The sequence below is a fragment of the Aeromonas sp. Marseille-Q5825 genome, assembly GCF_946892685.1.
GTDB lineage: Bacteria > Pseudomonadota > Gammaproteobacteria > Enterobacterales > Aeromonadaceae > Aeromonas > Aeromonas rivipollensis.
Map to the genome: position 1 here is coordinate 1 of NZ_CAMPOU010000006.1, position 12849 is coordinate 12849.

Annotated in this window: 12 protein-coding genes; 4 read left to right on the forward strand and 8 right to left on the reverse strand. The window is 61.1% G+C overall.

Annotated elements, in window-relative coordinates; translation table 11 throughout:
- Positions 1–171: 171 nt before the first annotated feature.
- From OC537_RS14910 to ilvY, 3 genes are all read right to left on the reverse strand, one after another.
- The gene (locus OC537_RS14910) at positions 172–2745 is read right to left on the reverse strand and encodes a bifunctional acetate--CoA ligase family protein/GNAT family N-acetyltransferase (protein ID WP_262112415.1); all 2574 of its coding nucleotides are present in this window, start codon (positions 2743–2745) and stop codon (positions 172–174) included.
- A gap of 90 nt (positions 2746–2835) precedes the next feature.
- Positions 2836–3027, reverse strand: a complete 192-nt coding sequence (locus OC537_RS14915; protein ID WP_262112417.1) for a hypothetical protein — start codon at positions 3025–3027, stop codon at positions 2836–2838.
- A 102-nt stretch (positions 3028–3129) separates the two neighbouring features.
- Positions 3130–4023: an HTH-type transcriptional activator IlvY gene (ilvY, locus tag OC537_RS14920; protein ID WP_139745884.1), complete on the reverse strand. Its 894-nt coding sequence runs from the start codon at positions 4021–4023 to the stop codon at positions 3130–3132.
- Positions 4024–4234: 211 nt separating this feature from the next.
- Here ilvY and ilvC point away from each other — a divergent pair, with 211 nt between their 5' ends.
- Complete coding sequence (gene ilvC, locus OC537_RS14925; protein ID WP_111913732.1) at positions 4235–5716, forward strand: ketol-acid reductoisomerase; 1482 nt, start codon at positions 4235–4237, stop codon at positions 5714–5716.
- Positions 5717–5867: 151 nt separating this feature from the next.
- Here the strand turns inward: ilvC and pgi are convergent, their stop codons facing one another.
- From pgi to coaBC, 5 genes are all read right to left on the reverse strand, one after another.
- Positions 5868–7517, reverse strand: a complete 1650-nt coding sequence (gene pgi / locus OC537_RS14930; protein WP_262112419.1) for a glucose-6-phosphate isomerase — start codon at positions 7515–7517, stop codon at positions 5868–5870.
- A gap of 417 nt (positions 7518–7934) precedes the next feature.
- Complete coding sequence (locus tag OC537_RS14935) at positions 7935–8771, reverse strand: mechanosensitive ion channel domain-containing protein (RefSeq protein ID WP_106885449.1); 837 nt, start codon at positions 8769–8771, stop codon at positions 7935–7937.
- A 181-nt stretch (positions 8772–8952) separates the two neighbouring features.
- Positions 8953–9549 carry a nucleoid occlusion factor SlmA gene (gene slmA, locus OC537_RS14940; protein WP_005323760.1) on the reverse strand — a complete coding sequence of 199 codons (597 nt, stop codon included), beginning with the start codon at positions 9547–9549 and terminating at the stop codon, positions 8953–8955.
- Positions 9550–9620: 71 nt separating this feature from the next.
- A complete protein-coding gene (dut, locus tag OC537_RS14945) occupies positions 9621–10079 on the reverse strand; it encodes a dUTP diphosphatase (protein WP_025328776.1) in 459 nt (152 codons plus the stop codon).
- A gap of 121 nt (positions 10080–10200) precedes the next feature.
- Positions 10201–11403 (reverse strand): bifunctional phosphopantothenoylcysteine decarboxylase/phosphopantothenate--cysteine ligase CoaBC, encoded by a 1203-nt coding sequence (coaBC, locus tag OC537_RS14950; RefSeq protein WP_234690415.1) that lies wholly within the window; start codon positions 11401–11403, stop codon positions 10201–10203.
- A gap of 147 nt (positions 11404–11550) precedes the next feature.
- On the opposite strand from coaBC, the gene radC reads away from it, so the two are divergent.
- The 3 genes from radC to rpmG all read left to right on the forward strand — a co-directional run bounded on the left by radC (position 11551) and on the right by rpmG (position 12777).
- The gene (radC, locus tag OC537_RS14955) at positions 11551–12225 is read left to right on the forward strand and encodes a RadC family protein (protein WP_042648929.1); all 675 of its coding nucleotides are present in this window, start codon (positions 11551–11553) and stop codon (positions 12223–12225) included.
- Between the two features lie 136 nt (positions 12226–12361).
- Positions 12362–12598 (forward strand): 50S ribosomal protein L28, encoded by a 237-nt coding sequence (gene rpmB / locus OC537_RS14960; protein ID WP_005307492.1) that lies wholly within the window; start codon positions 12362–12364, stop codon positions 12596–12598.
- 11 nt (positions 12599–12609) lie between these two features.
- Complete coding sequence (gene rpmG, locus OC537_RS14965) at positions 12610–12777, forward strand: 50S ribosomal protein L33 (protein ID WP_005323752.1); 168 nt, start codon at positions 12610–12612, stop codon at positions 12775–12777.
- Positions 12778–12849 lie beyond the last annotated feature (72 nt).

Consider the following 12849-nt stretch of genomic DNA (forward strand, 5'->3'; position numbering starts at 1 on the left):
CTCAGAAGTGAAACGCGGTAGCGCCGATGGTAGTGTGGCATTCGCCATGCGAGAGTAGGACACTGCCAGGCACCCAATTAGAAGAAACCCCGCTCAATGAGCGGGGTTTTTTATTGCCTGAAATTCACAGCCTGCATCTATATTCAGTTGATTTACAACCGAATCCCACCTTCATCGGCCCTGATCTGCACAGGGCAGCACCATATTGACTACGCCGTCTTCCAGCTGGATGTCGATCTGGAAACCCAGCCGCTTGGCCAGGTTGATCATGCCGCGATTGCTGGGCATGGTCATGCCCGACAGCTGGCCGATGCCGCGCTCTCTGGCGTAGCGCACTATTTTCTCCATCATCAGCTTGCCGAGCCCCAGCCCTTTCATATCCGATCGCACCAGGATGGCAAATTCCGCGTCAGACTGCTCCGGATTGGAGATGGCGCGCACCACTCCCAGGATCTGCTGGCTGAAGGCGCCGTCCTGTCCGACCGCGACGAAGGCCATCTCCCGGTCGTAATCTATCTGGGTCATGCGGGCCAGCTCTTCGTGCCCCAGCTCCCCCACGTCGGCGAAGAAGCGCTTGTATCTGTCCTCATCGGAGACCTTGAGCACGAACTGCTTGTGGGCCGGTTCGTCCTCCGGCCGGATCGGGCGCAGCAGGACATGGCTCTGATCCTTGAGCCAAGCACCCTCCTCCAGTTCGGTGGGATAGGGGCGAATGGCCAGTGGCAGCATCTGCCGACCCTCTTCCATCAGCACCAGCCTGGCATCCAGGATCACCATCTCTTCACCACAGGCCTGCAGCGGGTGCAGGTCCAGCTCCTGGATTTCGGGGAAGGCAAGCAGCAGTTCGGACAGTTGGCACAAGACCTGGCCGAGGGCATCGATATTGAGTCGTACCGGACTGGCCTGTTCGCGGATCTTGCCGTTCTTGAGGGCACCGATGATCTGGTAGCGAGCGAGCGCCTGATTGAGCGGTGGCAGGGCCGCGACCATCTCGTGGGGCTCGGCACCGGACTCCCCGAGCAGGATGACGGGGCCGAACACGGGATCCTGCTGCAGGCGGATCCTCAGCTCCAGGCCCCCGCTGCGGCGCGCCATGCGCTGCACCAGCAGGCCTTCTATTCGGGCCCCCGGATCGTGCTGGCGGACCCGGTCCAGGATGGCATCCGCCGCCTGGGCCACTTCCGCCGAGGTACGCAGATTCAGCATGACACCGTGTACCTCGGACTTGTGGGCTATGTCAGGTGAGCGCAGCTTCACCGCCACCGGATAGCCTATCTGCTCCGCGGTCAGCGCCGCTTCGATGGCATCGGAAACGATCCAGGTCGACAGGGTGGAGAGACCGGCCGCCTGCATGATGGGTTGTGCCAGGTGGGTATCCAGTACCCGCTGCTTGCGATCCAGCGCCTGGCGGAGCAACTGCTGGCAACGTTCGACATCTAGCCTGTCCCCTTGCAGGGAGGCCGGGGTTTCCATCAACTGCTTCTGGTTGCGGCGATATTCCACCATGTGCATGAAGGCGGTGACTGCACTCTCCGGGGTGCGGTAAGTGGGGATCCCCGCCTCATTGAACAGGCGGCGACCCTCTTGAGCCGAGTATTCTCCTGCCCAGTTGGTCAGTATGTTGAAACGCCTTGCCCTGGGGTGCTGCTTGAGGAAATCGATCAGATTGCTGGCTAGGGTTGCACCGCGGGCGGTGAGGGAGGGGGCGTGGATCAGCAGAATGGCATCGGCCCCGTCTCCTTGCAGCAGCTCGTCCAGCGCGGTTCTGTAGGCCTCCACATCGGCATCGCTGCCTATGTCCAGGGGAGGCATGGCCATCTTGCCACCGCGTGCCAGCAGCACGTCTGCGGCCATGTTGGCCAGACCGCGCCCGTTGGAGAGGATGGCGAGTCGCTCCCCCTTGAGGGTCAAGGAGTGGCTCAGGGTTTCGACGGTGGCAAACAGCTCATGGGTATCCCGGACCCGCAGCATGCCGGCCCGGCGGATGGCGGCGTCATAAACGTTGTCGAGGCCGTTGGCCGGATCGTGGCGGCCGCTCTTGAGCACCAGAATGGGCTTGTTGCGGGAGGCGGCGCGGGCGGCGGAGAGAAAGTGACGGGCATCGTGCAGCTTGTCCATGTAGATCAGGATGGCGCGGGTTGCCCCGTCGCGGGAGAGCTGATCCAGCAGCTGGCCGAAGTCGATATCGCAATGATCCCCAAGCGAGACGAAGGCCGAGAAGCCAATCTCCCGCTGTTTGGCCCAATCGAGAATGGTGGTGCTGACCGCCGCCGATTGGGACAAAAAGGCCACCTGCCCCGGGGTGGCGGCTATGGGGGAAAAGCTGGCGTTGATGCCCTGCCCGGGCAACAGCATGCCCATGCTGTTGGGACCGAGCAGGCGGATGCCGTATTGCTGGCAGAGTTGCCTGAGCCGCTGGCGCTCGTCGCCGGAGAACTGGGCGGCCAGTATGATGGCTGCGCCGGTTCCCTTCTTGCCGAGCTCCTCGATGAGCGGCAGTACCCGCTCGCGCCGGGTGCAGACGATGGCAAGATCCGGAGAGAGGGGCAGGCTCTCGATATCGGGATAGGCGAGCACGCCGGCCACGGACCGGCAGTGAGGACTGACCGGCAGTATGGGGCCCTTGAACTGGCCCGCGAGCAGATGCCGGATGACTACATGCCCGGCCTTCTGGGGGTCACTGGAGGCACCGATGACGGCAATCGATTGGGGTTTGAAGAGCCGATCCAGGCCGCTTGGTTTCATGGGCACTCCTCATGGCGACCCCCGAGGCGAGGGTGACGTATGGTGCCAGTCTAATACGCTTCAGGCGTTCATTCTGTGACCCATTGCGGATCACGACCGGGCCAGGGCATTGGCACGCAGATAAAATCTCAGCTCACCCTGGATGCGCCGCACAGTGGCCAGGTGCCTGTCCTGCACATAGATCTCCTGCTCCCGATCGAGCGAGGTGCGCTGGACTCCGAGGCTCTGCAGGTACTCTGCAAACAGGATGGCACTCTGGATTTCGATAAGATGCTGGCTCACGGCATGGCTCTTTGTGGTGGATGGGTTTGCCGGCCAGTGTCCCCTCTTCTCCTGGGCTTTCATACTGACACATTTGACACTGATGCTGGGGCCATCCCGGGGTCAGCGCAATCCTCCCTGACCGCGGGCCGTGTCCCAGAAGGCGCGGATCAGCGGTTCTTCCAGCCGCTTCTTGAGCACGGCGATGCCGACATCGAACGGCTTGAGGGCAGGTCTGGGTTCGACGATGCGGACCTTGTCCCCCATGGGGCTGTGATCGATCACGGCGGCAGGCACCAGGCCTACGCCGAAGCCGAGGGCGACCATGGCGACTATGCCTTCATTGCCGGCGACCTCGGCATAGATGTTGGGGGCTATGCCCTTGTTGCGAAACCACTGATCACAGCGTTTGCGGGCCAGCCCCTGCTCCGAGAGGATGAGTGGCAGCCGCTCCCAGTCGGGTTCGCCCTGCTGGAACCACTGGCTTTGCTGGGGGGCATTGCGGGGGGCGATAAACACCAGCGGCACCTGCTGCAGGCTGGCGAACTCCAGCTTGGCAGAGAGCGCATCCGGCCTGGCGGCGATGGCGAGATCGGCCTCGTCGGCCAGGATCTTGTCCACTGCCAGGGCGGGGTCGCCGGTCTCCAGCTTGATCTCGAGTTGGGGGTAGCGGCGACGAAAGCGCTCCAGCACCTCGGGCAGCAGGAAGTAGCTGGCGGTGACCGAGCAGAACACCCGCAGCCGGCCCTGCAGCGGCTCGTCGCTGCGCCTGAGTTCCTGCTTGAGCCGCCGCCACTCCTGCAGCAGGCTGCCACCGAACTCCCGCAGCTTCTCCCCCGCCGGGGTGAGCCGCACGCTGCGGTTGTCCCGCTCGAACAGCACGCAGCCGGTCTCCTGCTCCAGCCGCTGGATGGCGCGGCTCAGGGTGGAGGGGCTGACCGCCATGGCATCGGCGCTCTTGCCGAAGTGGAGGGAGTCGGCGAGGTGGAGAAACAGTTCGAGATTGCGAAGGTCCATCTTTGAATTCCTGCAGCGGCGCTTGTGCCGACTATATCCGTTCAGGCAGCTGCACCGGGCGGGATAACGGCCTGAGATTGCCAAGAGTCACATTTCAATTTATGCAACGTACTGTTTCGAATATATCATTTCAGGCAATAAGTGTCCCGCGCTATAGTGGTTTGGACAACGCCGTTACCCGGCATGGAATCAATCGAACGGAGCAATCACCATGGCTAACTATTTCAACACCTTGAACCTGCGTCAGCAGTTGGCCCAGCTGGGCAAGTGTCGTTTCATGCAGCGCGAAGAGTTCGCTGACGGTTGTGCGGCGCTCAAGGGCAAGAAGGTGGTGATTGTGGGCTGTGGCGCCCAGGGTCTGAACCAGGGTCTGAACATGCGCGACTCCGGGCTGGACATCTCCTACGCCCTGCGCAAGGCCGCCATCACCGAGAAGCGCGCCTCCTGGCAGAAGGCCACCGACAACGGCTTCGTCGTCGGTACCTACGAGGATCTGATCCCGACTGCGGATCTGGTACTGAACCTGACTCCGGACAAGCAGCACTCCGACGTGGTGAAGACCGTCATGCCGCTGATGAAGCAGGGCGCGGCCCTGGGTTATTCCCACGGCTTCAACGTGGTGGAAGAGGGTCAGCAGATCCGCGCCGACATCACTGTCGTCATGGTGGCGCCCAAGTGCCCGGGTACCGAGGTGCGTGAAGAGTACAAGCGCGGTTTCGGTGTGCCGACCCTGATCGCCGTCCACCCGGAGAATGATCCCCAGGGCGAAGGCATGGCCATCGCCAAGGCCTGGGCCTCCGCCACCGGCGGCGACCGTGCGGGCGTATTGGAATCCTCCTTCGTGGCGGAAGTGAAATCCGACCTGATGGGCGAACAGACCATTCTGTGCGGCATGCTGCAGGCCGGTTCCCTGCTCTGCTACGACAAGCTGGTTGCCGAAGGCACCGATCCGGCCTACGCCGGCAAGCTGATCCAGTTCGGCTGGGAGACCATCACCGAAGCCCTGAAGCAGGGTGGCATCAGCCTGATGATGGACCGCCTCTCAAATCCGGCCAAGCTGCGCGCCTTCGAACTGTCCGAGCAACTGCGCACCCTGATGCGTCCGCTGTTCGAGAAGCACATGGATGACATCATTGCAGGCGAATTCTCCCGCGGCATGATGGCCGACTGGGCCGAAGACGATGCCAAGCTGTTCGGCTGGCGCGAAGAGACCGGCAAGTCTGCCTTCGAGAATGCCCCGGCTTATGCGGGCAAGATCGCCGAGCAGGAGTACTTCGACAATGGCGTGGTCATGGTGGCCATGGTCAAGGCGGGTGTCGAACTGGCGTTCGAAACCATGGTGGCCTCCGGCATCTATGAAGAGTCTGCCTACTACGAATCCCTGCACGAGCTGCCGCTGATCGCCAACACAGTCGCCCGCAAGCGTCTGTACGAGATGAACGTGGTGATCTCCGACACCGCCGAGTACGGCAACTACCTGTTCGCCAACGCCGCCGTGCCGCTGCTGCGTGAGCACTTTATGCCGACCCTTCAGGCTGGTGATCTGGGCAGTGCCCGTGCCGAGAGCAAGGCGGTGGACAACCTGGCGCTGCTGGCCGCGAATGAAGCGACCCGCAACCACCCGATCGAGCAGATCGGCCAGACCCTGCGCGGCTATATGAAAGACATGAAGCGTATCGCCGTCGGCGGTTGATGCTGGCGATGGAAGGGCGGGGGTGACGATCCCCGTCTTCTGGCTGGCTTGGACACCTGGCCAGATCTCCACCGGATGGCAACGGCGGCTCCCGGCAATAAAAAGCCCCGCTCTATGAGCGGGGCTTTTGCATTCAGAAAGACCTGGAATATCAGGCTTTCCAGGATTTCCAGGTGTTGATCAGACCGTTGGTGGAGCTGTCGTGGCTGGTGACAGCGTCATTGCTGCCCAGCTCCGGCAGTATCTTGTTGGCCAGCTGTTTGCCCAGCTCCACGCCCCACTGGTCGAAGCTGAAGATGTTCCAGATTGCGCCCTGTACGAAGATCTTGTGTTCGTACATGGCGATCAGGGCGCCCAGGGTTTTCGGGGTCAGGCTCTTGAACAGTATGCTGTTGGTCGGGCGGTTGCCTTCGAACACCTTGAACGGCACCAGATCCTTGACCTGCTCCAGGGTTTTACCAGCAGCCAGGAACTCGGCTTCGACCTGTTCCTTGCTCTTGCCGAAGGCCAGGGCCTCGGTTTGGGCGAAGAAGTTGGCCAGCAGTTTCGGATGGTGGTCACCGATAGGGTTGTGGCTGATGGCCGGCGCCAGGAAGTCGCAGGGGATAAGCTTGGTGCCCTGGTGGATCAGCTGGTAGAAGGCGTGCTGGCCGTTGGTGCCCGGCTCACCCCAGATGATGGGGCCGGTCTGGTAGTCAACCGGCTTGCCGTTGCGATCCACGTACTTGCCGTTGGATTCCATATTGCCCTGCTGGAAGTAGGCAGGGAAGCGGTGCATGTACTGATCGTACGGCAGAATGGCTTCGGACTCAGCACCATGGAAGTTGTTGTACCACAGGCCGATCAGCGCCAGCAGCACAGGCAGGTTCTGCTCATAGGAGGCAGTGGCGAAGTGCATGTCCATCTCGAAGGCGCCTTGCAGCAGGGCCTCGAAGTTGTCGAAACCGACGGACAGGGCGATGGGCATGCCGATGGCGGACCAGGAGGAGTAGCGGCCGCCAACCCAGTCCCAGAACTCGAACATGTTGTTGGTATCGATACCGAACTCGGCCACGGCCTTGCCGTTGGTAGAGAGCGCAGCGAAGTGCTTGGCAACGTGGGCCTTGTCACCGGCGATCTTGATGAACCAGTCGCGAGCGGTCAGGGCGTTGGTCATGGTCTCCTGAGTGGTGAAGGTCTTGGAGGCCACCAGGAACAGGGTGGTTTCCGGATCGATCTTCTTCAGGGTCTCGGCGATGTGGGTGCCATCGACGTTAGAGACGAAGTGCATCTGCAGGTGGTTTTTGTAGGGACGCAGTGCCTCGGTGATCATCACAGGACCCAGATCCGAGCCACCGATACCGATGTTGACCACGTGCTGGATCGCCTTGCCGGTGTAGCCTTTCCACTCGCCGGAAATGATTTTCTCGCAGAAGCCCTTCATCTTGGCCAGCACGGCCTTCACTTCCGGCATCACGTCCTTGCCGTCGCACTCTATGGGACGGTCGGAGCGGTTGCGCAGGGCCACGTGCAGGACGGAGCGCCCTTCGGTCATGTTGATCTTGTCGCCGTTGAACATGGCGTCGATGGCGCTGCGCAGATCGGTCTCCTTGGCCAGATCGATGAGCAGCTTGAGAGTCTCCTCAGTGATCAGGTTCTTGGAGTAGTCGACCAGGATGTCGCCTTGATAGGTGAGGGAGAACTTGTTGAAACGCTGGGGATCCTGGGCGAACAGATCTTTCAGCCGGGTCTCTTTGTTCGCTGCAAAGTGGGCTTCCAGTGCCTGCCAGGCCTGGGTCTGGGTTGGATTGATATTTTTCATAGGATTACCGATCTTCCAAGTTGTGTTTGAACCTTGCAGGCAAGGCTCCCGCCAAACCTTATTATTCGAGCACTATACCGGGCCCATTATACCGAGCACATGGTGCGGCCCGTGTAACAGAGCTTTACCAATTGTCTGCATCGAAGGAGTTTACAACCAAAACGCTGCGATTATGAGTCAGCAGGGGCCATGAGATCTTGCGTTGGCTCATGCTTCGCCGGTCTCGTCAGGTTGAAAGGGGTTTCAATGTGGCAGGGGGGAGGCGGGGCGCACCAGGTGCCGGAGATGGGATGACGCGGCCGCCTTTGAACGGGTGTCGGGCAGGGGCCAGACCGTCCTGGTGGTGGACGGTTTTCCCCTGCCCCGGAAACGACAATGCCAGCCCGGAGGCTGGCATTGTGGCCATCATGACTGGATTCAGGCCTGGGTCTTCTGCATATGCATGACCATCTGGGGGAAGGGGATCTCGACGCCCTCGGCATCGAAGGCCAGCTTCACCTTCTCGTGGAAGTCGAACCAGACACCCCAGTAATCGCCCGTCTTGACCCAGGGGCGCACCACTATGTTGACCGAGGAGTCGGCCAGGGCGGCGACGGCGATGACGGCTTCCGGATCTTTCAGGATGCGCGGGTCCTCGTTCACCAGTCGCTCCAGGATCTGCTTGGCCTTGCGCAGGTCAGAGCCGTAGCCGATGCCGAAGGTCATGTCGACCCGGCGGGTATCCATGCGCGAGTAATTGACTATGGTGCCGTTGAGGATGGCGGAGTTCGGTACTACCACCATCTTGTTGTCACCGGAGGTGAGGGTGGTGGTGAACAGCTGGACGGACTGCACCACGCCATTGGTGCCCGCTACTTCAATAAACTCGCCCGCCTTGATGGGGCGGAAGATGATCAGCAGGAAACCGGCGGCGAAGTTGGAGAGGGACCCCTGCAGCGCCAGACCAATGGCCAGACCGGCGGCACCAATGATGGCGACGAAGGAGGCGGTCTGTACCCCGACCCGGCCCAGGGCCGCTATCACCACGAACACCAGAATGGTGTACTTGAGGATGCTGCCGACGAAGTGGGTGACTGTGGCATCCAGCTTGCGGGTCTGCATCACTCTGACCACGCCACCGCTGAGAATATTGGCGGCGATGTAACCGACCAGCAGGGTGAGCAGGGCGGCAGCGATGTTGACCGCGTACTCGATGATCAGCCCCTGGTTGTTGACCAGCCAGGTCTGCGCTTCGGTAATGATCTCGGGTTCCATAGGATGTCCTGTTGGTATAAAGGTTTATGGCGCATGAATCTAACACCGGAACGCGACAACCTGGGTCGCATCTGGTGCTTATTTTGTGCCATAGCAAGCTGCCACAAAAAACAAGGGAGGCCAAGGCCTCCCTTTGTGTTCCAGTCCATCTGCGCCGGCATGCTCGCCGACGATTGCACATTCAACTCTGCAATAGCTGGCTGCGCATAAACTGCCACTGATCCTCAAACCCGGCGGTGGGCTTGAGTTTGAACTCGGAACGGACGAACTGGCTGATCCGTCCCTCGGCATAGGCCAGCAACAGGTTGGCCAGCATGGTCTCATCGAGCTGGAAGCCCTGGCCTTCCCGCAGCCGCTTCTCCCTCAGAGCCTGCTTGAGCTGGGTCTCCAGCTTGTCAAACAGGGCGCTGATGCGATCCCGCAGCCGATCGTGCTCACCCAGCAGGGCGTCGCCGTTGAGGATGCGGGTGATGCCGGGATTGCGCTCGGCGAACACCAGCAGCAGCTGCAGTATATGGTGGCAGCGGGCCATGGTGTCCTTCTCTTCGGCCATGATCAGGTTGACCCGTGACAGCAGGGAATCCTCGATAAAGTCGATCAGCCCCTCGAACATCCGCGCCTTGCTCGGAAAGTGCCGATAGAGGGCCGCCTCGGACACACCCACCTCGGCCGCGAGGCGCGCCGTGGTGATGCGCTGGCCCGGACTGGTTTCCAGCATGTGGGCGAGTGCCTGCAGGATCTGATCGCGCCGACTCTGTTTCTGGTTACTGCTTGCCATGGATTCCCCTAAAAAAAACAATGGCTTGATTCTGTTATTAGACACAGACCCCAGGGGCCTGTGTGGTCTTGTTATTGGCGACCAGAAGAACCAAACCCGCCTTCACCCCGTTCACTCTGATTGAACTCATCGACCAGCTGGAAGCTGGCCTGCACCACGGGCAGGATCACCAGCTGGGCGATGCGCTCCCCTGGCTGCATGGTGAAGCTGTCGTTGCCGCGATTCCAGACCGAGACCATCAGCTGGCCCTGGTAGTCGGAATCGATGAGGCCGACCAGGTTGCCGAGCACTATGCCGTGCTTATGACCCAGGCCGGAGCGGGGCAAGATGGTGGCGCACAGACCCGGATCCTGAATGTGGATGGCGAGCCCGGTCGGCACTAGCGTGGTGTCGCCCGGTGCCAGCGTGATCGGTGCATCCAGCAGGGCGCGCAGATCCATGCCGGCGGAACCCGGAGTGGCGTAGGCAGGCAGCGGGAAGTCGGTGCCGATGCGGGCATCCAGGATTTTCAGTTCAATTTGTGTCGTCATGAATCGTTTTTCAATTGGATCGCCCGGGGACGATCGAGTGGTTCAGTGGGCGCCCTTGGGTCGCCCAGCATGTTGTCAATGCGATGCCGGTCGCCGTGAGTCCGCCGCCAGTGGCAATGGCTCAGGGTCGATAGTGGCGTGCAATCAGGGCGACAAGATGACGAGCCAGCGTCAGCTTGTCGGCCAGGGGCAGGGCGGCCTGACCCCCTTGCCAGAAGACGGTCAGGGCGTTGTCATCGGCATTGAAGCCTTGACCCGCGCGGGACACGTCGTTGGCGGCGATCATGTCCAGCCGCTTACGTCGCAGTTTGTCGAGGGCGTATTGTTCCACATCCACGGTTTCGGCGGCAAATCCGACGGTGAAGGGCTTGTCTGACAGTGCCCCCACGGCGGCTATGATGTCGGGATTCTTGACCAGGGTCAGCGCCATCTGGTCGTTGTCACCTGTCTTCTTGATCTTCTGGCTGGCGACCTGGGCCGGGCGATAGTCCGCCACGGCGGCGCAGCCGATGAAGAGATCGCACTCATGAACCCGGTTCATCACCGCCTGGTGCATCTGCTCCGCGCTCTCCACGTCGACCCGCTCAATCCCCTGGGGCGTGGCCAGGGCGACCGGGCCGCTCACCAGGGTCACCTCGGCACCCGCCTCGCGGGCGGCGCGGGCGATGGCATAGCCCATCTTGCCGGAACTGTGGTTGCTGATGTAGCGCACCGGATCCAGCGCCTCGCGGGTCGGCCCGGCGGTGAGCAGCAGTTTGACTCCCGCCAGCAGCGGCTCGGCAGTCAGCTGCTGGCAGCAGCGCTCCACCAGTTCGAGGGGATCCAGCATCCGGCCCGGACCCACGTCACCGCAGGCCTGGCTGCCGGAGTCCGGCCCCCACAGCAGGATGCCGCGGCTGGCCAGGGTATCGAGATTGGCCTGGGTGGCAGCGTTGCGATACATCTGCTGGTTCATGGCCGGGGCCAGCGCCACGGTTGCCGGAGTGGCCAGGCAGAGGGTGGTCAGCAGCTCGTCCGCCATGCCGGCGGCCATGCGCGCCATCAGATTGGCGCTGGCGGGGGCGATCAGCACCAGATCCGCCCACTTGGCCAGCTCGATGTGGCCCATGCCCGCCTCGGCGGCCGGATCCAGCAGGCTGTCGGCGACCGGGTGGCCGGAGACGGCCTGCAGGGTCAGGGGAGTGATGAACTCCTTGGCGGAGCGGGTCATTACCACCCGCACCTCGGCCCCCTGATCTTTCAGGCGGCGTACCAGCTCGGCACTCTTGTAGGCGGCGATCCCGCCACTGACACCCAACAGGATGCGTTTATCGGCCAATCTCATCTGCTGCTTCTCTTTCGGCTCACTCTGACTGGTCGGCTAAGATAGCACAGGCGATGGACGACGACAGAGGCTGACATGGGGGAGTTGTGGTCGGGCTCCCGCGATTTTTTGCTATGTTTTCTCTCAATAGCCATGAGGGAGAGACAAATGAGCATCAAGGAGTGGCCGGAAGATGAGCGCCCTCGGGAGAAGCTGTTACGGCGTGGGGCGGGGGTGCTGTCCGATGCGGAATTGCTGGCGATCTTCCTTCGCACCGGGGTCAGCGGCCTGAGCGCGGTGGATCTTTCCCGCCAGCTGTTGCAGCAGTTCGGATCCTTGCGGGCGCTGCTTGGGGCCGAGCAGCAGGCGTTTTGCGGCGCTCACGGGCTGGGACCGGCCAAATATGCCCAGTTGCAGGCGGTGCTGGAGATGGGCAGGCGACATCTTGCCGAGCAGTTGCAACGGGGGGAGGCCCTCACCTCTCCCCAGTTGACCCGGGAGTATCTGCAGGCTCAACTGCGGGACAGGCCGCGGGAGGTGTTTGCGCTGTTATTGCTCGATAACCAGCACAGAGTGATTCAATTTGTTGAACTTTTCTACGGCACCCTGGATTCGGCGAGCGTCTGGCCCAGGGAAATCGTGCAGATCGCGCTCAAACATAATGCAGCCGCCGTGATTCTGGCGCATAATCACCCGTCCGGCGTAGCCGAGCCCAGTCGGGCCGACCGCCAGATCACGGATCGGATCCTGGCCGCCCTGGCCTTGGTCGATATCAGAGTGCTGGATCACTTGGTGATCGGTGACGGCATCACGGTTTCTTTCGCAGAGCGTGGTTGGTTATGACTGGGCTCTGGCACTGTATTAGTTGATCTTTGATCACGGATGCTGTATAAAATGCCGCCTTCTGTTTGCCCCGCAATCGAAGGCCAGCGGGGCAGATATTTGCTCGAGCAATGAAGTAAGATTTGGAGAGACTGACATGTCTAGAGTATGCCAAGTAACCGGCAAGCGCCCGGCAGTTGGTAACAACCGTTCGCACGCTAACAACGCTACCAAGCGTCGTTTCCTGCCGAACCTGCACACTCACCGTTTTTGGGTTGAGAGTGAAAAACGCTTCGTAAGCCTGCGCGTATCCGCAAAAGGCATGCGTATCATCGACAAGCGCGGCGTTGAAGTGGTTCTGGCTGAACTGCGTGCCAGCGGCGTTAAGGTATAAGGAATTAGATCATGGCTAAAGGTATTCGCGATAAGATTCGCCTGAACTCCAGCGCCGGTACTGGTCACTTCTATACCACTACCAAGAACAAGCGCACCATGCCCGAAAAAATGGAGATCAAGAAATTTGATCCCGTTATTCGTCAGCATGTGATCTACAAGGAAGGCAAAATCAAGTAATTACTTGATGCTGCATTCCCAAAAAACCCGGCTTAGTGCCGGGTTTTTTTATGGGTGAAATTCAGTACACTG

Excerpts from the sequence above, each read along its gene's own strand:
- OC537_RS14910 (WP_262112415.1), bottom strand. The coding sequence starts at position 2,745 with ATGAAACCAAGCGGCCTGGATCGGCTCTTCAAACCCCAATCGATTGCC.
- ilvC (WP_111913732.1), top strand. The coding sequence starts at position 4,235 with ATGGCTAACTATTTCAACACCTTGAACCTGCGTCAGCAGTTGGCCCAG.
- OC537_RS14935 (WP_106885449.1), bottom strand. The coding sequence starts at position 8,771 with ATGGAACCCGAGATCATTACCGAAGCGCAGACCTGGCTGGTCAACAAC.
- coaBC (WP_234690415.1), bottom strand. The coding sequence starts at position 11,403 with ATGAGATTGGCCGATAAACGCATCCTGTTGGGTGTCAGTGGCGGGATC.
- pgi (WP_262112419.1), bottom strand. The coding sequence starts at position 7,517 with ATGAAAAATATCAATCCAACCCAGACCCAGGCCTGGCAGGCACTGGAA.
- radC (WP_042648929.1), top strand. The coding sequence starts at position 11,551 with ATGAGCATCAAGGAGTGGCCGGAAGATGAGCGCCCTCGGGAGAAGCTG.
- slmA (WP_005323760.1), bottom strand. The coding sequence starts at position 9,549 with ATGGCAAGCAGTAACCAGAAACAGAGTCGGCGCGATCAGATCCTGCAG.
- rpmB (WP_005307492.1), top strand. The coding sequence starts at position 12,362 with ATGTCTAGAGTATGCCAAGTAACCGGCAAGCGCCCGGCAGTTGGTAAC.
- dut (WP_025328776.1), bottom strand. The coding sequence starts at position 10,079 with ATGACGACACAAATTGAACTGAAAATCCTGGATGCCCGCATCGGCACC.
- ilvY (WP_139745884.1), bottom strand. The coding sequence starts at position 4,023 with ATGGACCTTCGCAATCTCGAACTGTTTCTCCACCTCGCCGACTCCCTC.
- rpmG (WP_005323752.1), top strand. The coding sequence starts at position 12,610 with ATGGCTAAAGGTATTCGCGATAAGATTCGCCTGAACTCCAGCGCCGGT.